This is a genomic window from Streptomyces sp. NRRL S-350 (assembly GCF_000719705.1).
Taxonomy (GTDB): Bacteria; Actinomycetota; Actinomycetes; order Streptomycetales; family Streptomycetaceae; genus Kitasatospora.
Genome location: NZ_JOHO01000048.1, coordinates 1 through 23575, shown reverse-complemented (window position 1 = coordinate 23575; position 23575 = coordinate 1). Strand labels below are relative to the sequence as shown.

General features: G+C 73.8%; 15 protein-coding genes. 5 read left to right on the top strand and 10 right to left on the bottom strand.

Features of this window, described 5'->3' with window-relative positions:
* Nucleotides 1–107: 107 nt before the first annotated feature.
* Nucleotides 108–2045 (bottom strand): amino acid transporter, encoded by a 1938-nt coding sequence (locus IF30_RS0130385; protein ID WP_420791167.1) that lies wholly within the window; start codon nucleotides 2043–2045, stop codon nucleotides 108–110.
* A gap of 487 nt (nucleotides 2046–2532) precedes the next feature.
* Here IF30_RS0130385 and IF30_RS0130380 point away from each other — a divergent pair, with 487 nt between their 5' ends.
* On the top strand, nucleotides 2533–4980 hold the full coding sequence (locus IF30_RS0130380) for a collagenase (protein WP_030244431.1): 2448 nt from the start codon (nucleotides 2533–2535) through the stop codon (nucleotides 4978–4980).
* Between the two features lie 53 nt (nucleotides 4981–5033).
* Here the strand turns inward: IF30_RS0130380 and IF30_RS0130375 are convergent, their stop codons facing one another.
* Complete coding sequence (locus IF30_RS0130375; protein WP_030244429.1) at nucleotides 5034–5933, bottom strand: LysR family transcriptional regulator; 900 nt, start codon at nucleotides 5931–5933, stop codon at nucleotides 5034–5036.
* Between the two features lie 127 nt (nucleotides 5934–6060).
* Here IF30_RS0130375 and IF30_RS0130370 point away from each other — a divergent pair, with 127 nt between their 5' ends.
* Nucleotides 6061–7119, top strand: a complete 1059-nt coding sequence (locus tag IF30_RS0130370; protein WP_030244428.1) for a YncE family protein — start codon at nucleotides 6061–6063, stop codon at nucleotides 7117–7119.
* A 194-nt stretch (nucleotides 7120–7313) separates the two neighbouring features.
* Nucleotides 7314–7715: a YccF domain-containing protein gene (locus tag IF30_RS0130365; RefSeq protein WP_030244427.1), complete on the top strand. Its 402-nt coding sequence runs from the start codon at nucleotides 7314–7316 to the stop codon at nucleotides 7713–7715.
* A gap of 193 nt (nucleotides 7716–7908) precedes the next feature.
* Here IF30_RS0130365 and IF30_RS0130360 read toward each other — a convergent pair whose 3' ends face one another.
* Entirely contained in the window at nucleotides 7909–9540 is a 1632-nt protein-coding gene (locus tag IF30_RS0130360; RefSeq protein WP_030244425.1) for an AMP-binding protein, read from the bottom strand.
* Between the two features lie 630 nt (nucleotides 9541–10170).
* On the opposite strand from IF30_RS0130360, the gene IF30_RS0130355 reads away from it, so the two are divergent.
* Nucleotides 10171–12153: an elongation factor G gene (locus tag IF30_RS0130355; RefSeq protein WP_030244424.1), complete on the top strand. Its 1983-nt coding sequence runs from the start codon at nucleotides 10171–10173 to the stop codon at nucleotides 12151–12153.
* Nucleotides 12154–12285: 132 nt separating this feature from the next.
* On the opposite strand, the gene IF30_RS0130350 is transcribed toward IF30_RS0130355, so the two are convergent.
* The 6 genes from IF30_RS0130350 to IF30_RS0130325 all read right to left on the bottom strand — a co-directional run bounded on the left by IF30_RS0130350 (nucleotide 12286) and on the right by IF30_RS0130325 (nucleotide 21268).
* Complete coding sequence (locus tag IF30_RS0130350) at nucleotides 12286–12522, bottom strand: chaplin (RefSeq protein ID WP_030244421.1); 237 nt, start codon at nucleotides 12520–12522, stop codon at nucleotides 12286–12288.
* A gap of 167 nt (nucleotides 12523–12689) precedes the next feature.
* Nucleotides 12690–12959: a hypothetical protein gene (locus tag IF30_RS0130345; RefSeq protein ID WP_030244420.1), complete on the bottom strand. Its 270-nt coding sequence runs from the start codon at nucleotides 12957–12959 to the stop codon at nucleotides 12690–12692.
* Complete coding sequence (locus IF30_RS44065; RefSeq protein WP_051711551.1) at nucleotides 12956–15526, bottom strand: Hsp70 family protein; 2571 nt, start codon at nucleotides 15524–15526, stop codon at nucleotides 12956–12958. Before IF30_RS44065 ends, IF30_RS0130345 begins: the two co-directional genes overlap by 4 nt.
* Before the next feature lie 31 nt (nucleotides 15527–15557).
* Nucleotides 15558–16406 (bottom strand): nucleotide exchange factor GrpE, encoded by an 849-nt coding sequence (locus IF30_RS0130335; RefSeq protein ID WP_030244414.1) that lies wholly within the window; start codon nucleotides 16404–16406, stop codon nucleotides 15558–15560.
* Nucleotides 16403–16828 (bottom strand): hypothetical protein, encoded by a 426-nt coding sequence (locus tag IF30_RS0130330; RefSeq protein WP_030244412.1) that lies wholly within the window; start codon nucleotides 16826–16828, stop codon nucleotides 16403–16405. Before IF30_RS0130330 ends, IF30_RS0130335 begins: the two co-directional genes overlap by 4 nt.
* Nucleotides 16829–17047: 219 nt before the next feature.
* A complete protein-coding gene (locus IF30_RS0130325) occupies nucleotides 17048–21268 on the bottom strand; it encodes a hypothetical protein (protein ID WP_030244411.1) in 4221 nt (1406 codons plus the stop codon).
* A 209-nt stretch (nucleotides 21269–21477) separates the two neighbouring features.
* Between IF30_RS0130325 and IF30_RS0130320 the strand changes: the two genes are divergently transcribed.
* Complete coding sequence (locus tag IF30_RS0130320; protein WP_030244409.1) at nucleotides 21478–23265, top strand: serine/threonine protein kinase; 1788 nt, start codon at nucleotides 21478–21480, stop codon at nucleotides 23263–23265.
* A gap of 123 nt (nucleotides 23266–23388) precedes the next feature.
* Here IF30_RS0130320 and IF30_RS0130315 read toward each other — a convergent pair.
* A partial coding sequence (locus IF30_RS0130315; RefSeq protein ID WP_158835595.1) for a hypothetical protein occupies nucleotides 23389–23575 on the bottom strand: 187 nt, incomplete at its 5' end.

The window sequence follows — 23575 nt, the reverse complement described above, 5'->3', positions numbered from 1 at the left end:
CGTCCCGGGCGTGGGCGGCGTCGTGCCCGCGGTCTCGCGGCGTCCCCGGAACGACGGCGGCCCGTCCGCTCACCGGGAGCGGACGGGCCGGGCCCTGCGGGCGGCGGTCAGCCGACGTGGACGCGCGGGCGGCGGCTGCGGTCCGGCTCGGCCTCGCGCAGCACCTCACGGGTGACGGGCGCGACCTCGCCCTGTCCGAACAGGAAGAACCGCAGGAACTGGGCGAAGGGGCTGCCCTCGGTCCACTCGAAGTACAGGTGCGGCCGCTGCCCGGTGCGGTCCCGGACGGTGAGCGCCAGCGCGGCGATCGCGTTGGGGATGCTGGAGCTCTCCAGGGTGAGCACCCGGTAGCGCCCGTGCAGCACCTCGCCGCGCACGGTCAGCTCGGCCTCGAAGTCGGAGGCGTCGCGGACGGTCACCTCGACGAAGACCAGGTCGTCCTCGCCGGGGATGTCGTTGTCGGCGCGGATCTGACGGATCTTGTCGCGGTACTCGGCGTTGTCGCGGCGGCTCGGCTCGTTGGCGATCAGCCGCAGCGGGCGGTGCGCGTAGTCGCGGATGAAACGTTCCGCCACATCGTCCAGCTCGACGTTCGTGACGCGCAGCTCGAACGCGCGTCGCAGTCGGGAGAGCAGCGAGACCAGGATGATGCCCGCGATGAAGCAGGCGCCGATCTTCAGACCGTCCGGCCGCTCCATGCAGTTCAGCACGGTGGTATAGAGGAAGATCGCGGAGATCGCCGCGAAGGCGACGGTCCAGCCCCGCTCGCGCTTGCGGTACGCGGCGATGGTCACCGCGATGGCCGCCGAGCTGATCAGCACCAGCACGCCGGTGGCGTACGCGCCGCCCTGGGCGTCGACGTTGGCGTCGAAGATCCAGGTCACCAGGAAGCCGATCAGGGTCAGCACGATCACCATCGGCCGCACCGCGCGGGCCCAGTGCGGGGCCATGCCGTAGCGGGGCAGGTAGCGGGGCAACAGGTTGAGCATGCCCGCCATCGCGGAGGCGCCCGCGAACCAGAGGATCGCGATGGTCGAGAGGTCGTAGACGCTGCCGAAGGCGCCGCCCAGGTACTCGTGCGCCAGGAAGGCCAGGGCGCGGCCGTTCGCCTCGCCGCCCTTCTCGAAGGCGTCGGCCGGGATGAGCAGCGTGGTGATGAAGCTGGTGGCGATCAGGAAGCAGCTCATGATCACGGCGGACGTGGTGAGCAGCTTGCGGGCGCCCCGGATCCGGCCGGCGGGCTTGTCCTCGGTGTCGCCGGGGGCGCCCTCGATGTGCGGCATCACGGCCACGCCGGTCTCGAAGCCGGAGAGGCCGAGGGCCAGCTTCGGGAAGGTCACCAGGGCCACGCCGACCATGATGACCGGGTTGCCGTGCTGGGCGGTCAGCGCGTCCGTCCAGTCCGTGACCACGTGCGGCGCCTCGATGATCTTCCAGAGGCCGACGGCCACCACGACCACGTTCAGCGCCAGGTACACCCCGACCAGGGCCACCGCCAGGCCGATGGCCTCGCTGAAGCCCTTGAGGAAGACCGCGCCGAGCAGCGCCACCAGGACCAGCGTGATCAGCACCTGCTTGCCGCCGAGGACGCTGGTCAGGTGCGGGTTCTCCACCAGGTGCGCGCTGGCGTCGGCGGCGGACAGCGTGATGGTGATGAGGAAGTCGGTGGCCGCGAAGCCGAGCAGCGCGAGGACGAACAGCTTGCCCTTCCAGAACGAGAGCAGTCGCTCCAGCATCGCGATCGAGCCCTCGCCGTGCGGGCTCTCCTTGGCCACCCGCCGGTAGACCGGCAGCGCTCCGAGCAGGGTGACGACCACGAGCACGATGGTGGCGATCGGCGACAGCACGCCCGCGGCGAGGGCCGCGATGCCCGGCTGGTAGCCGAGCGTCGAGAAGTAGTCCAGGCCGGTCAGGCACATCACCCGCCACCAGCGCTGGCCGGCGTGCGCACCGTGCGCGGCGGGCTCCCCCGCCGCCGCGCCCTCGTGCGGCGCCTGCGGCTCGCCGGCCGGGCCGGTCCGCGGCGCGGGCTTCTCCGCGCTCACGTCCTCCAGCAGCCAGCTGCGGACCCGTATTCGCGCCGACGACGCTCCCGCCGCCGTCCCCGTCGTACCCGACGAAACCACCTGACACCTCTTGTTCGAAGACCCCGTGAAAGCGCCGTCGGGCGACGGCAGTGCGACAGGCTATGCGACGGGCGTCAAGGATTCGTCATCGGCCCGCGTTAAGAAAACGTCATTGCTTCGCAGGTCGGCGCGGGTGGCACGGCACGACGGGTCGGGTGCCGGAGCCGAACGGGGGCGGCGCCGGGGGCGGAAGGACCCGGCGGGGAGGAGTGCGGCGGCGGGCCGAGCCGGGGTCAATCTCGTTCACCCTCTTGGCATGTGCAATTTCACATTGCTATGTTACGGCTCACTCCGGGGCGGCCCCGACCCCGCAACCCCCGCCCCGCCCTCCCCCGGCAGTCCCGGGCCGGAACCCACGGCACTGCCGCCTCGCACCGCCCTGCCACTTCCCCCTCCAGGAGAATCGGTGTCAACTTCCCGCGTTGCCAGGCGAGTCCTGCTCGCCTCCGCGATGGCCGTCACGCTCACGCTGCCCACCCTGCAGAGCGCCCAGGCCCTCACCCCGACGCCCCCGGCCCTCCCCGCAGCCACCAGCACGACCGGCGCCGCCACCACCCCCGGCGTCACCGGCTCCACCCCCGGCCGGACCACCCCGGCCACCCCGGACGAGCACACCGCCTACGACGACGCCGACCACCTCGGCGCCGACGCCGCCAAACCCGCCGCCCCCGCCCCGGCCCCCGGCGGCGGCTCGCTCGGCAGCAGCCTCGTACCCGGCCTGCTGCCCGACCACGTCGGCGCCCCGGCCCCCACCGCCGCACCCGCCACCACCGCACCGCAAGGCACCGCGCCGCAAGGCACCGCGCCGCACACCGCCGCCGGCGTGCCCTGCACCCTCGACGGCTTCACCGGCCTCACCGCCGACCAGCTGACCGCCTTCCTCACCGACCCGGCCGTCACCGCCGACGGCTGCCTGCGCTCCGTCCTCTGGACCTGGGACGCCCGCTTCGCCACCACCATGGACAACGCCCACGTCCAGGCGGTCGCCAACCGGATCACCCAACTGTCCGCCACCGACGACGGCACGGGCGCCTCGCACCTCTACGAGCTGCTGACGTACCTGCACGCGACGGCCTACCACGCCTTCAACCACCACGAGTTGAACCTCGGCGACCCGGCCACCCTCGGCGCGGTCCAGCAGGCGATCACCGCGTACGCGGGCAGCGCGCACGCCTTCGACCGCACCGACCTCGCCGCGAACACCCTGCGCGAGACCGCCATCACCGCCGGAGCCGACGGCCTGCGCCAGCACAACCTCGGCCTCGCCCGGCGCATCCTCGGCGTGCTCGCCCCGGGCACCACCCTCGCCGACAGCAGCCCCTGGGGCAACGCCGTCCTCCAGGCGCTCAACCTCAACTACCTGGGCATCTACAACCAGGACCCGGCCTTCCTCGCCGCCGTCGCCGCCGACGCCGACTACCGCGCCGCCTTCCGCGCCTACGCCTCCTGGAGCCACCTCAAGGGCACCAAGAACGCCTGGGCCGCCCGCGACGCCGTCGCCGAGTACGGGCGCTTCGGCCAGGTCCCGGCCCTGCACGACGCCACCGTCGCCGACCTCGGCCCGGTGATCGACGCGACCAAGGCCGCCTTCGGCGAGTGGTCCGACCCGTGGGCCAAGGCCATCGGCTGGGCCAACACCTACGGCGTGTGCAAGCAGTACGGCGTCTGCATCTCCGACCTGGAGGCGAAGCTCTTCCCGCACACGTACACCTACGACAACGGCGCCATCGAGGTGCACACCGCCCTCGACCAGGCCACCGTCGACCAGATGTACTACGCGAGCAAGCAGGTCAAGACCCAGTACTTCCGCGTCCTCGGCACCGACCAGCCGCTCGCCGGGGACGCCAACCCCACCCTGCACATCCACCTGTACGCCTCGCGCGCCGACTACGAGGTCTACCACCCGATCCTCACCGGCTACAGCACCAACAACGGCGGCATCTACATCGAACGCGGTGCCACCTTCTACACCTACCAGCGGCGCGTCCCGCAGGACTCCACGCTGACCCTGGAGGAACTGTTCCGCCACGAGTACGTCCACTACCTCAACGGCCGCTGGGCGGTGCCGGGCTACTTCGGCGACACGCGCTGGTACGCCGACGACAAGACCACCGCGATGGACGAGGGCACCGCCGAGTTCTTCGACGGCTCCACCCGTGACCAGGGCATCCTGGTGCGCAAGTCACTGGTCCGCAAGCTCGCCGCCGACGAGGCCGCCGGCATCCCCCGGATGACCATCGCCCAACTCCTGCACGCCCGTTACGACGACGCCCCGGCGTTCCACTTCTACAACTACGCCGGCACCTTCTTCGAGTTCCTCTGGCAGCGGCACCCCTCGCTGCTGCGCGAGATGTACGGCTACGAGCGCGCCGACGACCCGGCCGGCTTCGACGCCTGGCGCGACCGCGTCGGCGCCGACGCCGCCCTGCAGGGCGAGTACTCGGCCTTCCTCGACGCGCAGATAAAGAACGTCGACAACCTGTACGTCCCGTCGACCTCCTTCACGGCCAACGGCTCCCTCGACCTCTCCGACGCCTCCGACGTCCAGGACGAGTTCGCCGACGCCACCGGGGCGACGCCCACCTGCAAGAGCAACCACGACCGGACCAGCAAGCCGATGCGCTTCATCTGCACCGGCAAGGTCACCGCCAGGCTCTCCGACGCCAAGAACCCGGACAAGGTCTTCAAGGACATGTCCGACACCGTGGACTACTTCCTCCTCACCCGCACCAAGGGCGTCGAGGGGGCGAACAACCTCAACGACATGAACTGCAGCTTCGGCAAGGTCGACGTCTGGACCGACGGCAAGGCCGGGACCGCCGACTACACCTGCGAAGGACCGCTCCGCCGGTAGCCGGCAACACCCGGGCGCGGTACGGACTGTGGGGTCCGTACCGCGCCCGGCTCTCACGGCGCCGCCGCCCCCAGGACGGCGGCCGCGACGTGCTCGCGGAACCAACGGTGCTCCGGGTCCGCCGAGTTGCGCGGATGCCAGGCCATTCCCAGCTCCAGCGGCGCGAGTTCGAGCGGGATCGGGAAGGTGCGCAGCCCCAGCGCGGCCACCGTGTCCGGCAGCCAGTCCGCCAGGCCGAGCGCGACCAGGTCGGTGTCCCGGGCCAGCAGCATCGCCCCGGTGTGGCTGGGCACCACGACCGACACCCGGCGCCGCAGCCCCAGGCCGGCCAGTGCGGTGTCGATCGGCCCGAGGCGCTTGCCGCGCCGCGAGATGCCGATGTGGTCGGCCTCGGCGAACCGCCGGGCGGTGATCCGGCGGCCGTCGAAGAGCGGGTGGCCGCCCCGGGCCACGCCGACCATCGGCGCCCGGAGCAGCGTCCGGGTGCGGACCTCCGGATCCAGGTGCCCGAGCACGCCCAACTCGACGTCCACCAGCCCCTGCCGCAAGGCCGGGCCGCCCTCCAGCGCCTCCGGCAGGAACACCACGTCCACCTGCGGGGCCTGGGCCCGGATCCGCTCGGTGAGGGCCCCGGCCACCCGCACCAGCACCAGCTCACCGGCCTGCACGGTGAAGGTGCGGTCGAGGTGCACGGCATCGAAGCCCGCCCCGGGCCGCAGCACGCTGTCGCAGCCCCGGAGCAACGCCCCTACCTCCTCCCGCAGTTCGAGCGCCCGCGGGGTCGGCACCAGGCCCTGCCCGGCCCGCACCAGCAGCGGATCCCCGACGGCGCGGCGCAGCCGGGCCAGCATCCGGCTGGCGGCGGCCGGGGAGGTCCCGAGGCGTTCGGCGGCGCGGGTGACGCTGTTCTCCTGGAGCAGGGCGTCCAGGGCCCGCAGCAGGTTGAGATCCATCGGCGGCACACTCCTGACCAGTGTTCTTACGCCTGCGGCAACTATCGGGTGCTCATCCTTGCATTGTTCCGGCCGGGCCGGCCGACCAGAGTGGGACGCGTCCGAGAAACCCCGTCAAGGAGTTCCGATGCCGCAGTCCCCCGCCCCCGTCGACCGCACCGACCGCGCCGGCGACGTCCTCGCCGTCGTCAGCCAGAGCGGCCCGACCGTCTCCTTCTTCGACGCCGCCACCGACCGCCACCTGGACACCGTCGAAGTCCTCGCCGAGCCGCACGAGTTGTGCTTCGACCCGAGCCGACGGCTGCTCTGCTGCACCAGCGCCTACCACTCGGGCTACTACCACGCCAACAGCGGCCGGCGCACCGAGGTCACCGTCATCGACGCCGACACCCGCCGCATCGTCGAGGTGATCGACCTCGCCCCCGAGCACGGCCCGCACGGGCTGGCGTTGGACACCGCCCGCAACCGGCTCTACGTCAGCGTGGAGGGCTCGGCGGAGCGCCCGGGCGGCGTCGTCGTCATCGACACCGAGACCCGCCGCCCGATCGGCCGGATCGACACCGACGCCCCCGGCCCGCACTGGTTCGCGATCTCCCCGGACGGCCGGACCGGCTACGCCACCAACAAGGAGGCCCCGTTCGTCTCCGTCGTGGACCTGGACCGGGGTGTCCTGACCGCCAGGATCGAGGTCCCCGGGAGCGAGGGACTCGCCGTCTCCCCCGACGGCACCCGGGCCTACGTCGCGGGGCCCTACCTCGGCTTCGCCGCGGCGCCCGACGCGACCCCCGGCATCCGCGTCGTCGACACCCGTTCGGCCTCGGTCGTCGCCACCCTCCCGACCGGGTCCGCAGCCCTCCCCGTCCACCTCACCTCCACCGGCAGGCTCCTGGCCGGCGAGGTCCGCACGGTCCCCGACCCGGGCTCCGCCCTGGGCCGCCAACTCCCCGGCCGGCTCACCGTCTTCTCCGCCGACACCCACCGCCGCCTCGGTTCGGTCGAGGTCGGCCTCTTCCCGCTGACCATCACCTCCTCCCCCGACGGCCGCCTCGCCTACGTCTCCTGCGTCGTCTCCTCCACCGTCGACATCATCGACCTCGACACCCTCGCTCCCGTCTCCCGCCTCGCCGTTCCCAAGCTCGACGCCCCGGGCGCGCACGGCCTGGCCTACCTCCCCCGCCCCGCCTGAACGCCCCGCCCGGACCCGCCGCCCGGCCCCTGCGGCACGGACCCCGCCGCCCGGACCCCGCCGCATGACGCGCACCGCCCGGGAACGTCCCCGGTTCGGCCCTGAGGAACGCCCCCCAAGGGGGTGGACACGCCCGTGAGCGGGCACGGGACGGTCGTAGCCGCAGGACCACGAGTCATGAGAAGGTTCCAGCCATGAAGGCGATCAAGTTCATCCTCAATGTCATCTGGCTCCTTTTCTGCGGCATTTGGATGGCGCTCGCCTACGTGCTCGCCGGAATCATCTGCTGCGTACTCGTGATCACCATCCCGTTCGGCATCGCCTCGTTCCGGATTGCCGGGTTCATCCTCTGGCCGTTCGGCCGGACGGCGGTGGAACGGCCGGATTCCGGGGCCGCTTCGTTCGTGGGCAATGTCATCTGGCTGGTGTTCGCCGGGTGGTGGCTGGCGATCGGGCACCTCATCACGAGCATTCCGCTGTTCCTGTCGATCATCGGAATCCCGTTCGGGTGGGCCAACCTCAAGATGATCCCGGTCTCGCTGATGCCGCTGGGCCGCGAGATCGTCCCCACCGACCAGGAATGGGGCGCACGGTAACCGATCCGCTCGTCGACGGCCGGCCGGGGCTTCCGCCCCCGCCGGCCGTCGGTGTTCGGGGGGCGAGTACCACGGCGCCCCGGAGCACGGAGCCCGCCGGGAGGGCGACGGCAGGCGCGAGGCGGCCGACGGCCCGGACGGCGTCGGCCGGCGGCGCCCCCACGCGGGCCGGGCCCTGCGGGCCGAGGGCGGCCTACAGCCCCAGGATCCGCAGCGCCGCCTCCCGCATCTCGACCTTGCGGATCTTCCCGGTGACCGTCATCGGGAACTCCTCGACCACGTGCACGTAGCGCGGGATCTTGACGTGCGCGAGCCGGCCGGTGCAGTACGCCCGGACGGTCTCGGCGGTGAGCGGCTCGGCGCCCTCGCGCATCCGGATCCAGGCCATCAGCTCCTCCCCGTACTTGGGGTCGGGGACGCCGATGACCTGGACGTCGAGGATGTCGGGGTGGGTGTGGAGGAATTCCTCGATCTCGCGGGGGTAGAGGTTCTCGCCGCCGCGGATCACCATGTCCTTGATCCGCCCGGTGATGGCGAGGTACCCGTCGTCGTCCATCACCGCGAGGTCTCCGGTGTGCATCCAGTGGGCGGTGTCGACGGCCTCGGCGGTGCGCTCGGGCTCGTTCCAGTAGCCGAGCATGACGGAGTAGCCGCGGGTGCACAGTTCGCCGGGCTCGCCGCGCGGGACGGTCCGGCCGGTGGCCGGGTCGATCACCTTGACCTCCAGGTGCGGGCCGACCCGGCCGACGGTGGAGACCCGGCGCTCGACCGAGTCGTCGGCGCGGGTCTGGGTGGAGACCGGCGAGGTCTCGGTCATGCCGTAGCAGATGGCGACCCCGGCCATGCCCATCCGCTCGATGACTTCCTTCATCACCTCGCTCGGGCAGGGCGAGCCGGCCATGATGCCGGTGCGCAGGCTGGTGAGGTCGTACCGCGGGAAGTCGGGGTCGGCGAGTTCGGCGATGAACATGGTCGGCACGCCGTACAGCGAGGTGCAGCGTTCGGCGGCGACGGCGGCGAGGGTGGCGCCCGGGTCGAAGGAGGGGGCGGGGATGACCGTGCAGGCACCGTGGGAGATGGCGGCGAGGTTGCCCATCACCATGCCGAAGCAGTGGTAGAAGGGCACCGGGACGCAGATGCGGTCCTGCTCCGTGTAGTCGAGCAGTTCCCCGACGAAGTACCCGTTGTTGAGGATGTTGTGGTGCGACAGGGTCGCGCCCTTGGGGAAGCCCGTCGTCCCGGAGGTGTACTGGATGTTGATCGGGTCGTCGGGCGCCAACTCGCCCTCCCGTTCGGCGAGGGCGGCCGGATCGGCCCGGCGCCCGGCGGCGAGGACCTCGTCCCACGCAGGGCCGCCGATCAGCACCACCCGCTCCAACCCGGTGCAGCGCGGCCTGACTTCGTCGATCATCGCGGCGTAGTCGGAGGTCCTGAAGCGCTCGGCGGCGACCAGCAGCCGGATCCCGGCCTGGTTGAGCACGTACTCCAACTCGTGGGCGCGGTAGGCCGGGTTGACCGTGACGAGGATCGCCCCGAGCTTCGCGGTGGCGTACTGGGTGAGCGCCCACTCGGCGCAGTTGGGCGCCCAGATGCCGATCCGGTCGCCCTTGGCGATGCCGAGGTCCAGCAGCCCGAGTGCGAGGGCGTCGACGTCGGCGGCGAGTTCGGCGTACGTCCAGCGGCGGCCGGTGGGCCGGTCCACCAGGGCCTCGCGCTCGGGGAAGGCCCGGACCGCGCGGTCGAGGTTCTCCCCGATCGTGTCGCCGAGCAGCGGGACGTCCGAGGTGCCGGAGGCGTAGCTGCGCGGGGTCGGCGTGGTCGGCATGTTCTGCCTCCTGGGTGACGCGGGGCGGCGGGGCGGGCGGCGGCGCCGGGGACGCTCCCGGTGCCGGCCCGGCGGCACTCCATGATCCCTGCCGTGGTGGTCCGCCACCACCCCCGTTCGGGGGTGCCGGGCGTGTCGGGGGCCGGCCGCGGCCGACCGTCGACGGGCCGGTTCCGGGGCACCCCGGGCGGACGTTCCGCTCGCCTTCCCCGGTTACGAAGTCGGTGCACGGATTTCCCCTGCCGAGGGCTTCCAGCGGGCCCGGAACGTCGAACTTCACCATGCCTCCGATGTCGCCCGGTTTTCCCTCGGCCCCGGGTACGTCCGGGTGCTCGGCGGCGTCTCGACAGGAATCCGCGCAAGGTGGCAGGCGCGCAGTTCCACGGCGGCGGCTGCGCATTTCCGGAGCGGTCCGACTCCCGGCCCCCGGCGGAAGCACCCCCTGCCGACCGCCCCCGCCGACCGGCCGGCTGATCGTCAAGTGCTGTTAGGATGCGGCCGGTTGCCCCCTGCGGTCGCACCGAATCCCATTACCAGCCAGACCGAGTCACGAGGAGAAGGACGTGCCCCGAAAGATCCGTGTCGCTCCGGTAGTCCGTACGAAGACCGTAGAACTAGGGGACACACGTCTTGACAAGCGTGAACATCGGAATCCTGGCCCATGTCGACGCCGGTAAGACCAGCCTGACCGAGCGGCTGCTGCACACCGCCGGCGTCATCGACCGCGTCGGCAGCGTCGACCGCGGCGACACCCAGACCGACTCGCACGAACTCGAACGCCGCCGCGGCATCACCATCCGGTCCGCGGTGGTGTCCTTCACCGTCGACGACGTCAAGGTCAACCTCATCGACACCCCCGGCCACCCGGACTTCATCTCCGAGGTGGAACGGGCCCTCGGCGTGCTCGACGGCGTGGTGCTCGTCATCTCCGCCGTGGAGGGCGTACAGGCCCAGACCCGGCTGCTGATGCGCACGCTGGTGAAGCTGCGCATGCCGGTCATCCTCTTCGTCAACAAGATCGACCGGGTGGGCGCGCGCCACCAGGACCTCCTGGACGAGATCCGCACCGAGCTCACCCCCGCCATCGTCCCCCTGACCAGGGTCGAAGGGCTCGGCACCCCGGGGGCGCGGGCGCTCGCCCGGGCGGTCGGGGCGGACGATCCGGACTTCGCCACCCAACTGGCCGACGTCCTGGCCGAGCACGGCGACGACTTCCTGGCCCGCTACGTCGAGGCCGAGGCCTCCCTGACCGCGCAGGACTACACCGCGGAACTCGCCCGCCAGGCGGCCCGGGCCCAGCTCTACCCGGTGCTCTTCGGCTCGGCGGTGACGGGCGCCGGCACCGGCGCCCTGGTGGACGGGGTCACCCGGCTGTTTCCGGTCGGTCACGGCGGCTCCGAGGGCACGCTCCAGGGCACGGTGTTCAAGATCGAGCGCGGGTGGGCGGGCGAGAAGGTCGCCTACGTCCGGTTGCGCGGGGGCGAGCTCGGGCCGCGTTCGAAGGTGTCCGTGTTCCGGCGCGACCAGCACGGAGCGGTCACCGAACTGCCCGGCCGCACCACCGTGGTGGAGGTCTTCGACCGGGGCTCGGCCGTCGTCGAGTCGCCGGCCCGGGCCGGGGACATCGCCAAGGTCTGGGGGCTCAGGGACGTCCGGATCGGCGACCGGCTCGGTTCGGCCGAGGGGCTGGACGGGGAGCACCTGTTCGCGCCCCCGGGTCTGGAGACCGTGATCCGGCCCTCCCGGCCCGGCGCGATGCCCGAACTGTACGACGCACTGCTGCAGTTGGCCGACCAGGACCCGTTCATCAACGTCCGCAAGGACGACGAGGAACAGGAGATCGCCGTCTCGCTCTACGGCGAGGTGCAGAAGGAGGTCATCGCGGCGACGCTCGCCGACGACTTCAAGCTGGACGTGGCCTTCGAGGGCACCCGGATCGTCTGCGTCGAGCGCCCGATCGGGGTCGGCGAGTCGGTGGAGGAGATCGACCACCGGAGCAAGACCTTCTTCTGGGCCACGATCGGCCTGCGGGTGGAGCCCGGGGAGCCGGGCTCGGGGGTGGTGTTCCGCCGTTCGGTGGAGCTGGGCTCGCTGCCGCACGCCTTCCACAAGGCCGTCGAGGAGGCGGTGCGGGCCACCCTGCGGCAGGGGCTGAACGGCTGGGAGGTGCTGGACGTCCTGGTGACCCTCACCCACTCCGGGTTCGCCAGCCCGGTCAGCGCGGCGGGCGACTTCCGCAAGCTCACCCCGCTGGTGCTGATGAACGCGCTCAAGCAGGCGGGCACCCAGGTGTACGAGCCGGTCAACCGCTTCGAGCTGGAGGTGCCGGGCGAGAACGCCAGTGCCGTCCTGCTGAACCTGGTGGAGTGCGGCGCCACCCCGGAGACCACCCGGGTCCAGGGCGGCAGCTGCCTGGTGGAGGGGACGATCCCGGCCCGGACGGTGCGGGAGTTCGAGCAGCGGCTGCCGGGGCTGAGCCAGGGCGAGGGCGTACTGGTCACCCGGTTCCACCGCTTCCAGCCGGTGGTCGGGGCGGCGCCGAGCCGGCGGCGCACCGACCTCAACCCGGTGGACCGCTCGGAGTACATGCTCCGGGCGTTCGGCCGGATCTGACGGAGCGGCGCGAGGGCCCGGCCACCGTCGCGGGGGTCGGGCCCTCGGCCGTCCCGGCGGCATCGCCGAACGGCGGGCCGACACGGCACTGGGGCCGTCCGTCGCGGTCGACGGACGGCCCCAGTACTCGGGTCACGCGTTGATGCAGATGTTGCCGAAGGCGGGGTTGGCGATCCCGACCAGGTCCACCGAGTTCCCGCAGATGTTGATCGGGATGTGGATCGGGATCTGGATCTGGTTGCCGGAGAGGACCCCGGGCGAGCCGAAGGCGACACCGTTGGCGTTGGCGTCGGCGGCGGCGGTACCGGCACCGGCGAGCACGCACACCGCGGCGACGGCCGAGGCGGCGAGGTAGGTGCGAATGCGCATTGCGTGACTCCTTGGGAGGGGCAATCAGTGTGACGATCACACTCGCCCTCGATCACACGCGATCCGCGAGGCGGCACGCCGGGATTGCTCGGTCCTAGGGCGTGTCGCCCGTCGGCCCGGCGGACCCCGGCCCGCCACCACCCACCCCCTCCGCCCCCGTCAGTCCCTCATTCCGTCACCAGCAGTGATTCCAGCAGCTCACGCGCCGGATCCAGGTCCGGCTCGGCCGCCAGCGCACTGCGCAACCGGAACAGCGCGGTGGCGGTGTCACCGGCGTGCAGCGCGTCGAGCGCCCGGTTGTAGTCGATCCGACCGGCGTAACGCAGCCGGAACAGCGCGGACAGGTCCTCCCGGCAGGAGGGGCAGCACAGGCTCTGCGGATCCGCCGCCACCTTGCACAGCGGGCAGAGCACCTCGGGATCGGTCACGGGGCTCATCGCGGACCGGCCTCCTCCGGGCGCACCGGGCCCAGCGACTCGGCGCTCGGCTCGCTGCCCAGCTCCCGCTGGGCCTGCGCGTACAGCGCGAGCAGGTTCGACATGTGCCGGTTGACCTCCTCCATGTTGGGCGCCTCCACGGCCGCGTCCAGCCCGCGCAGTTCCGCCATGATCAGCTGGCCGAGGGCGGGCGAGACCATGTTCTGGGTCACGTAGACGTTGCACATGGTGAGCATCCGCATGGTGTGGCCGAGCGAGTCGCACAGCTCGTCCGCCCGCTGGGCTGCGTCCATCGCGCCCTCCCAGTCGGCCGCCTCCCGGCGCAGCCGCAGCTCGGCGGCGACCGACCGGAGCCGGTCCAGGTCGCTCGGGTCGAGGTGCTTCTCGCAGTAGTGGAGGAACAGGCTCAGGTACGCCTCCGAGCCGCGCACCCAGCGCTGGGCCTTCAGCTGGAGCTGGGCCCGTTCCAGGGCCTGGTCCACCGACTGGCCGCGGGTCTGGCCGGCCGCCAGGTCGTCCAGGGTCTCCAGCAGCCGCTGGGCCTCGCGCATCTCGGCCTCCGTCAGCTCGCCGCCCCAGCGGTCGGTGAAGGACTCGATCTGCCGCTGCTGCTCCTCGACCTGGACCTTCAGCTCCGGGTCGAGGGTGACCCGCTCCAGCTTGACGGTCTTCTCGGCGCCGCCCTGGATCCGGACGGACAGGGTGATGGTGCGGTCGCGGTCGAGACCGAAGGAGACCTCCACCGGGGCCCGGCCGCCCAGGCCCTCGGGCAGGCGCAGGGTGAGGTGGCCGATCAGCTCGTTCTGCTGGGCGATCTCGTGCTCGCCCTCGTAGACCGCGATCTCCAGCCGCTGGCGGCCGCTGCCGGAGACGACGAACTCCCGGCTGACCGGCGAACCGGTCGGATAGCTGGTGTTCTTGGGGATGATGACCGCGAGGCGGCCGTCGTTGAGCTCGATGCCGAGGTTCTTCGGGGTGATGTCGAACGGGTTGGTGACCTGCATCAGCTCGCCGCAGCCCTGGCAGACCTCGCTGCCCGGCGGGTTGACCACGCCGCAGGCGGCGCAGCGCAGGCCGACGTCCTCGGCGGCGGTGGAGGCCACCCTCGTCTGGCCGGGGGCGGCCGAGTTGAGCGATTCGCCGCAGAGTTCGCAGGCGGTGACGCCGGGGGCGGCCGGGGTGCCGCAGCGCGGGCAGTTGTCGCTGCGGACCACCGTGGTGGCCTGCGTCTGCTTCGGGACGACGGCACCGCCACCGCCGGGAGCGTTCATGTCCTGACCGCACTTGGGGCACTCGGCGGCGTCCGGACTCACCGGGATGTGGCAGGTCGCGCAGGAGACCCGGGCACCGCCGAGCAGGGAGGTGGCGCAGTTGGCGCAGTTGGAGGCGGAGAGGTCCCCCGGGGCCCGGCACTCGGGGCACTCCACCTCGCCGACCAGCGCGGACTGCACGGCCGCGCCCAACGCCACGCACTGCATCGGGTTGACACCGCGCCGGATCCGGCGGGGGCCGAACACCTCGCCGAGCCGCCGGGCGACCAACGGGATCGCGGTGGAGCCGCCGACCAGCACCACCTCGTCGATGTCCCCGACGGTCAGGTTGGCCTGCATGATGGCCTTGTGGGTCAGCTCGATGGTGCGCTCGATCTGCGCCTCGATCAGCTCCTCGAAGCGGGCGCGCTCGAACTCGGTCTCCAGCACCAGCTGTCCGGCGCCGAGCCCGGGCAGGATGACCTCGGAGGACTCCTGGTTGGAGAGCTCGATCTTGATGGTCTCGGCGGTGGAGCCGATCTTCGGGCGGTCCCGCAGGTCGGGCTGGTAGTCCGAGCCGTACTCCTCGCGGATGTCCTCCAGCAGCGCGGTGGTGATCGCGCGGTCGAAGTCGTCGCCGCCGAGCAGGTTGTCGCCCTCGATGCCGAGCACCGACACCGAGCCGGGCACCAGCAGCAGGATGGAGATGTCGAAGGTGCCGCCGCCGAGGTCGTAGACCAGGACGGTCCTGCCCTCGTCGCCCGCCTCGGAGGTGATCCCGTACGCGAGCGCGGCGGCGGTCGGCTCGTTGATGATCCGCAGCACGTGCAGGCCGGCCATCCGGCCCGCCTCCTGGGTGGCCGCGACCTGCCGCTCGCCGAAGTAGGCGGGCACGGTGATGACGGCCCGGGGGAAGGGCTCGCCGAAGCGCTGCTCGGCGTCCTCCTTGAGCCGGTGCAGGATGATCGCGGAGATCTCGATCGGGGTGTAGGAGCGGCCGTTGAACCAGACGTTGACGTCCCCGTCGGTGCCCGCGGTGACCTTGTAGTCGACCTCCTTGAGAGCCGCCTGGACCTGCGGGTCCTTGAACTTGCGGCCCATGAAGCGCTTGACCGAGCGGATCACGTTGGCGCCGTCGATGGCGATCCGGCTGCGCGCGGTGGAGCCCACCAGCAGCTCGCCCTTGCGGCCGCTGCCGACCACGGACGGTGTGGCCTCCTGGTTCTGCCGGTTGAAGATGATCTCCGGCTCGCCCCGCCGCAGGTGGGCGACCACGGAGTTGGTGGTGCCCAGGTCGATGCCGAGTGTGCGGTACATGTAGTTCCCCTCTTGCCCCTCGTGGTCCTGGCTACTTCTTGCGCTTGGCCCGCTTGCCGGCGGCCGGGGGCTTGCGGCGGGCCCGGGGCGGGGCCGCCTTGGGCTGGGCGCGGGCGACCGACGCGGCGTCCTGGCCGGCCGGTCCGGGGGCCGGCTCGGGGGCCGGTCCGGAGGCCGCTTCCCGGGCCGGTTCGGGCGTGGCGGGTGTGATGTCGGCGGGCTGGCCGGGCTCCTCCCCCTGGAGCGCGTCCCGGATCGCGTCCCCGATCGCGTCCCCGACCTCGGCGGAGGCCGACTCCGGGGCTTCCGCCGCCTCCGGCCCCGACTCAGGCCCCAGCTCAGGCCCCAGCTCAGGCCTCAGGTCAGGCTCGGACCCAAGCGCAGGCTCCGGCTCCAGCCCCGGTGCGGCGACCACCACCTGGGCCCGCCGCAACACCTCGTCGCCCCAGAAGAACCCGGTGACCACCGTGCGCACCACCGTCTCCGGTGCCACCCCGGCCCGGGCCTCGGTCCCCACGATCTCGGTCAGGTCCGGGTCGGCCGTCATGCCCTCCAGGCGCATCGGGCGGACCTTGGCCTTGGCCAGCCGGCCGAGCAGCCGGCGCCGGGTGGCCTCGATGCCGGCGCCGCGCCCGAGCGCCACCAGCTCGCCGTCCAGGCCGAGGGCGGCGAGCGCGTCGTCCACCTCGACCAGGATTCCGAGCAGTTCCCGCTGCTCGCTCCGGGCGGCCTGCTGCTGCTCCGTCAGCTTGCTCCCCAACAGGGACGCCCGGAAGAGCAGTTGGGCGAACTTCCGCTCCAGGTCGACGTCCTCGACGCCGGGCGGGACCTCCAGCCGCCGGTGGCCGTCGAGCAGGGATGCGGTCGGTGCGTCGGTCATTCGGGGACCTCGATCTGCGGCAGCACGGACAGGTCGGCCGCGTAGCGGGCGGGGACGGGCGGTTCGGGGTCGGCTCCGGACGGGGCGGGCTCGGCGAAGTCGGCGGCCAGTTCGGAGCGGTGGAGTGCCAGGAGGGCGGGGACGGGCGGCAGCGGCGGGCGCTCGATCACCAGCAGCGGTTCGGCGAGCGCGGGCGCCAGCAGGTCGGCGGCCTGGTCGACCGGCTCCGGTGGAAGGGGCTGCTGGAGGTCGGACTCCAGCCGCCGGTCCGGGTTCCGCAGCAGCGCGGCGGCCTCCTGGATCTGCTGGCGGGTGTAGCGGGCCGCCCGCATCGCGGGCCCGACGGCGAGGTTGATCTCGCGCACCCCGGCCGTGAGCGGGATGCCCAGGACCTCGTACGGCGACGGTTCGTGCAGTGGCATGGCGGGCGGTCTCTCTCCTCACGACGGCTGGGACGGTCGGGACGGCTCGGGTGGCCTTGCGGCTCTTGCGGCTCTTGCGGCTCTTGCGGCTCTTGCGGCTCTTGCGGTCGGACGGCTCTTGCGGTGCGGGGCGACCGGATCGGTCGGGGCGGCCGGATCAGCCGGCCCGACCTGGGGCGCGCACGGTCTAGGACGACGGCAACTGCCGTGCGGTTGCCGTCAGTAGAGCGAGTTGATCCGCCGTTGCATCGCCCGCAGCTCCGCGTCGTCCGGGCTGTACTCGACGGCCTTCCGGGCCAGGTCCCGGGCTGCCCGCAGTTGCCGGGCGTTGGCCTGCTGGACGGCGTAGGAGCCGTGGACGATGCCGAGTTCGCGGTGCAGCTTGTCGGTGTCCTCCGGGGTGGCGGACAGGCCGAGCGCTTCCTCCAGCAGCCGGATCGCCTCGCGGTAGCGGCGGGCCTCGTAGTGGCCGATGGCCTCGCCCCGCCAGACGCTGACCATCAGGCGGCGGATGTCGGGTGAGTCGTCGTAGGACTTGGCCTTCTGCAGCATGGCGGCCTGGGTGGTGAACGGCTTGTCCTGGAGGGCGTCCACGACGTGGTTGGCGAGCATCACCGCGACGCGGCGCGGAGCCTCCCGGTCGGCGTCGCCGTCCCACTCCGGGTCGGCGTCCAGGGCCTCGGCCATCGACCGCACCGCGCGGACGCGGTCGTCGGCGAAGGCGGCGGACCGGGAGAGGTGGCGCAGTACGAAGGCGAGGCCGAGCCGGTGGTCCGGGTCGGGGTTGAGGGAGATCAGTGCCCGCCAGGCGTCGGCGGCCTCCTCCAGCTCCGCGTCGGTCGCTTCGGAGCGGCTGAGTTCGCCGGCCCGGTTGCCGAGGGCGGCTTCCAGGAAGTGCCGGGCGGTCGGGTCGCCGGGGACGAGTTCCAGGCTCTTCTGCAGCAGGTCGAGGGCGCGGGGGTAGTCCTTGTCCTCGTTGTTGATCTTGCGGGCCCACTGGGCGTAGGTGGCACCGAGGTCACCGCGCACCTCGGGGTCGTCGGGGGCCAGCGCGAACGCCCGCTCCAGCAGGTCGGCTGCCCCGGGCTGGTCGTCGACGGTGTTCTTGAGCAGCGCGCGGGCGGCCCGGACGCCGGATTCGGCGGCGATGGCGGTGGCGTCGGCGGGCAGGTCGACGCCGGGGACGGCCGCCGCGCGGCTGAGGCAGTCCAGCGCCTCGCGCCAGTCCTGGTTGCGGTGGTGCTCGCGGGCCTGGCTGACCAGGGTCTCGCCGAGCAGCGCGTACCAGGCCTCGCCGCGTTCGGCCTCGGCCACCGCGTCCAGGGCGGCGACGGCAGCGGCCTGGCGGCCCTTCAGCTGCAGGTAGTGCTGCGGGCCGAGCCCGCCGTACAGGCTGAGGGCCCGGGCGAGCGGCGGTGCGTCGGGGCCCTCGGTGCGGCTCCGCCCGGCGCGTACGGCCTGGTCGAAGGCCGCGGCCCAGGCGGTGAGTCCGGGCTCGGCGCGGAGCAGCCGGTCGAGCGTGGGGCCGGCCGTCAGGCGGCGGGCCGGGCGGCCGGGCAGGGCTATCCGGATGTCCTCCTGGGCGAGGACGTCGGCGGCGTGGGCCTCCATGCCGAGGAGCAGCGTCCAGGCGTCGACCTCGTCGCCGCTGCGGCCGGCGGCCCGGTCGACGGCCCGCAGGTCGTCCCGGAGGCGGTCGATGAGCCCGGTACGGGCGGCGGTCAGCCGGTGCGGTTCGGCGGTGCGGCCGGTGATCCGGGCGGATTCGGCCCACAGCTCGGGCTGGTGCAGGGCGGCGACCAGGCAGCCGAGCGTCCAGCCCCAGACCTCCGCGTCGGGTGCTCCGGACCCGCCGGGGTCGTCGGTGGCGGTGGCGGTGGCGGCAGGGTCGGCGACGGGCGCTGCGGCGGGGGCGGCGAGCCGGTAGCCGGTCAGGCCGAGGGCGTGCAGCAGCCGGGGGTGGGCCGGGTCCTCGAGGAGCAGTGCGCGGTAGGCCTCCCAGGCCTCGCGGTGGCGGCCCTCGACGGCGTGCTGGTGCGCCTCGTGTTCGGCGAGCAGTCCCAGCGCGCCTGCCGCCTGCGGGTGGCCGGGGGCGAGGTTGAGGGCCTGGCGCAGGTCGGCGGCGGCCCGTCCGGGCTGGTCGGCAGCGAGGGCTGCGCCGGCCCGGCGGACCAGGACGGCGGCGCGGGCGGTCGTGGCGTCGGCCGGGAGGTCGGCCAACGCCTCGTCGAGGCGGCCGAGTTCGGCGCGCAGGAGGGCGAGGTCGAGCCGGACCGGCGCGGCGGCGGCGCCGTCGCCGAGGGCCGCGGCCCAGGCGGCGAGGACGGGTTCGGCCTGCTCGGGGGTGCCGGCGCGGCGGGCGCAGTCCAGGACGGCGCGCAGCGCGGGCCCGGCGCAGGTCACGCACCGGGGGGTGGCTGCGCCCTCGGGGGCGTGCAGGTGGTCGGTGCAGGCTTCGCGGCCGCAGCCGCCGCAGGCGCCGGCGGCCGGCCGGTCGCAGCGCGCGCAGTCCGCGGGCGTCGCCGGTACCGCGAGGGTCGCGGGGGTCGCGGGGGCCCCACCGGTGGGAGTCCCGGCGGCCTCACCGGCCTGAGCCGCGGGCGTCGGGGCGGTCAGGAAGTGGCGGTACCAGTCGAGCGCGACGGCCCAGTTGCCGGCCCGTTCGGCGAGCAGGGCGCGCAGCCGGGCCGTCGCGGGGTCGCCGGCCGGGTCGGGCGGGCCGAGCAGGGCGATCGTCTGGGCCGGGCGGCCTGCCAGCAGGGCGGCGGCGGCCAGGTGGTAGCGGTCGCGCAGGCCGCCGCCGGCGTCGAGCAGGGTGGTGACCGGCTGCGGGGTGCCCGCGGCCAGGGCGAGGGCGGCGCGCAGCCGGGCCTGGCGGCGGGTGAGGGCGCCGGGCAGGCTGTCGGCGAGGGCGAGCGCGTCGGCGGCGTGTCGGCGTGGTTCGGGGTGGTCGCGACCGGTGACCAGCAGGTGGGCGGCTTCGCGCAGGGCGGCTTCGCGCAGCGCGGCGCGGTAGCCGGGGGCGGCCGGGTGTTCGGCGGCGGCCCGCTGCCAGAGTTCGCGGGCGGCGCCCGGGTCGGCGGCCAGGCGGGTGCGGGCGAGTCGGTCACGGGCCAGGGCCCGGCGTTCGTTCAGGTCCTCGTCGTCCAGCGGCTCCCAGCGGGCGAGGGCGCCGGCCGGGTCGTCGGTGCGGGCGAGGGCGAGGCCGTGGTGGAAGGCGGCGATCAGGGTCCAGCGGGAGCCGGGTTCGGTGTCGGCCTCGGCGCGCAGGACGGGCTCGGCTGCGTCGGCCTGCCCGGCGGCGAGCAGGGCGGCGCCGAGCCTGATCCGGGCGGGGCGCCAGTCGGGGGCCTGGCCGAGGCCGGCCCGGTAGTCGGCGGCGGCGTCGGCGGGGCGTTCGGCCCGTTCGTTGACCAGGGCGAGGCCGAACCGGGCCGGGGCGAAGGCGGGTTGGACGGTCAGGGCGGCGGTGAACTGTTCCCGGGCCTGGTCGTCGGCGCCGAGGAGGAGGGCGAGCCGGCCGAGGGCGTAGCGGGGCCTGGGGTCGGTCGGGGTCTCCACGGCGGCGGCGGCGAGGTCGGCCCAGGCGGGTTCGGTGGCGCCGAGGCGTTGCCGGGCAAGGCCGCGGAAGAGGAGGGTGTCGGTGCGCAGTGCCGGGCCGCGTCCCCAGGGCGAGGGCTCGCCGGGGCCGCGTCGCAGTGCTTCGTCGAAGGCGGCGACGGCGGTTTCGTCGCGGTGCAGGGTGTACAGCTGGGCGCCCCAGCGGAACCAGAGTTCGCCGCTGCCGTCGGGGGCCGCGGCGGCGAGCAGGGCGGCGGCCTGGTCGGCGCGGGCGGTGTCGCGCAGCAGGGCGGCGCGGGCGAGCACCGGCCAGTCGCGGCCGGGCAGGGCGGCGAGGGCGCGGGCGGTGGCGTCGTCGCGCTGTTCGGGGGCGCCTTCGCGGCACCGGTGCTGGAGCCGGTCGAGGGCGCGGGCGGCGGTTTCGGCCTCCTCGCCGGGTTCGGCGCCTGCGGTGGTGGCCTGGAGGAGGGCGAGCAGCGGTGCGAGGTCGCCGTCCGGGGACTGCAGTTGCTCCTCGGCGAGGAGTCGCAGGCTCCACCGGGGCAGTTGCCGGGCCGGGTCGGCGAGCAGCGGGAAGGCCTCGCGGTGCAGGGCGAGGGTGGCCTGCCGGTCGCCGGTGGCGGCGGTGGCCTCGGCCTGGCCGAGGAGTGCGAGGCCGCGCTGCGGGCGCAGTTCGCCGGGCCCGGCGGCCAGTTGCCGGGCGATCCGCGCGTAGCGGCGGCGGGCCTGGGCGGCCTTGCCGGCGGAGAGCCGTTCGGCGGCCGCGGCCAGGGCTTTCGCCGCGGCCGCGGCGTCCAGGGCCCTTCGGCGGCGGACCAGTACGACGGCGGCCGCACCGGCCAGTGCCACCACGATCAGCAGCACCGCTAACAGCGCCATGCGCCGCCCCCCTGTGTCCGGATTTCGCCCACTCCATGATCAACCCGGTTCGGCCGGTCATGAGTTGACGTGATGTCGTGATGTTGCTCGGGCGCCATCAGAATAGGCCCTCGATCGGACAGACGAACAGGAAAGAGCACTATCCTGGGCGACGCATCAGCAGGAGATGAACGAGCGCGTCAGCAGCGGTCAGAAGCGTCGGGGGTCGTGTGTCCGAGTCGCGTTGGGTGCCCGGCCTCCGGTTCGGGCCGGAGTTCGACCCCGAGCAGTACGAACTCCTGGAGTTCCACCACCGGGGCGGCGAGGCCGAGGTGTGGCGGGCGGTGCGCACCGGCCACAACGGGCGCAAGGAGCTCGTCGCCGCGAAGATCATGCTGGAGCGCGACCCGTCGGAGGTGCGGCGCTGGCTCGGCCGCTGGGACGACGTCTCGCACAACGCGCACCGCCTGGGCGTCACCGACCTGGTCGTGCCCAGCTTCCTGCTCGGCCCCTCGCCGCACCGGCCCGGCGCGGCGCCCCCCGCCGGCCTGCTGGGCTACCAGATCTCGCCGTGGGTCGAGGGCGTGCCGCTGCACACCTGGGCCCGCACCCAGCGCGGCGGTCCGGCGGCCGTGGCCGAAGTGCTGTCCCGGCTCTGCCGGATCGTCGACGAGCTGCACCGCAAGCGCTGGGTGCACCGCGACATCTCCCCCGCCAACGTCCTGGTGGACGGCCAGGGGCAGGTCAAGCTGATCGACCTGACCTTCCTCGCCCCGTTGGACCACACCCTGACGGTCGCGGTGTTCACCCCCGGGCACGTCCCGCCGGAGGCCGAGCAGGTCGGCGGCTTCCCGACCACCGCCAAGGACCTCTTCGCGGTCGGCACCCTCGCCCGCACCCTGCTGCTGCCCGACCACGGCCGGCTCGACCACCGGCTCGCCGCCGAACAGGCCCGCGCCGAACTCCTCGCGGCCGGCTACACCGAGGAGTTGGTGCGCTGGGCCTGCGAACCACTGGTCCGCGATCCGGACCGCCGCCCCTCCCCGCTCGGCCCGTGGGCCGCCCGCGGCCGCGAACTGCTGCGCGCCCACCGGCCGGTGGCCCGCACCTCGGGCCTGGCCGTGCTGCCCGACCGGTCCGGGCGCCCGCTGGTGGTCACCGGTGGCGCCGACGGCACCGCGCTGGCCGGCCCCGGCCGCGTCGGGCACCGGCTGCCCACCGGACAGGGCCCCGGCGTCGTACGGGAGTTGGCGGCCGGCTGGGCCGGACGCCAGGGCGAGCTGGTGGTCTGCGCCGAGGACCGCGGCGGCACCCTCTGGGTCGGTACGGCGGGCGGCTGGTGGGAGGCCGCGCGCGGGGTCAGCGGCCTGGCGGGGGCCGTCAACCCGACGGCGGAGATGACGGTCTGGACGGCCGCCGGGGGCACCCTGCGCTCCTACCGCTGGGCGCCGGGCCTCACCCTCACCGGCCAGGAGCTGCCCGGCTGCCCCGCCGACCGGGTGCTGGCGGCGGTCGAGGAACGCCCCGGCTGCTGGCTGGTCCTGGTCGAGCACGGCGGGCGGGTGCTGAGCTGGCGGCCCGGTTCGGCCGAGCCGCCGCGCCCGCTGGGCCCGGCCGGCACGCCGCGCGCCGGGGCGCTGGCCCGCACCTCCGCCGGACCGCAGGCCGCCACGCTGCGGCCGGACGGCTCCGTCCAGCTGCACACCGTCGGCGCCGCCGGGGCGGGCACCGAGATCGGCGACGGCGAGCCCTCCCTCGACATCGCCATGGTGGGCCACCGCGGCGGCCCGACCATCGCCCTGGCCGGTGCGGGCGGCGTACGGCTGCGGCTGCCGGCCGGCGGCACCTCCCGCCGTCCGCGCTGGTGGCGCCCCACGCTGCGCCCGGCCACCCGGGTCGCGCTGGCGATGGGCGACGACTGGCGGCTGTGCCTCGCCGCGGTGGTGGAGGGCGAGTTGCAGGTCTGGCAGGAGGACGCGGCGTACCGCTGGCAGGCCGTGGGGCTGCCGGAGGGCTGACCGGCCGACCGCCGTGCGCGCCGACGCCTGGCTCCGTGGCCCGCGCACCGACATGCCGGGGCCCCGGAACCCGGCGGGGTTCCGGGGCCCCGGCCCGGCGTGGGGTGGTCAGGAGCGCGCGGCTCAGCGGAAGCGGCGCAGCCGGAGGCTGTTGCCGACCACGAAGACCGAGGAGAAGGCCATGGCGGCTCCGGCGATCATGGGGTTGAGGAGTCCGGCGGCGGCCAGTGGCAGGGCTGCGACGTTGTAGCCGAAGGCCCAGAAGAGGTTGCCCTTGATGGTGGCGAGGGTGCGGCGGGAGAGGCGGATG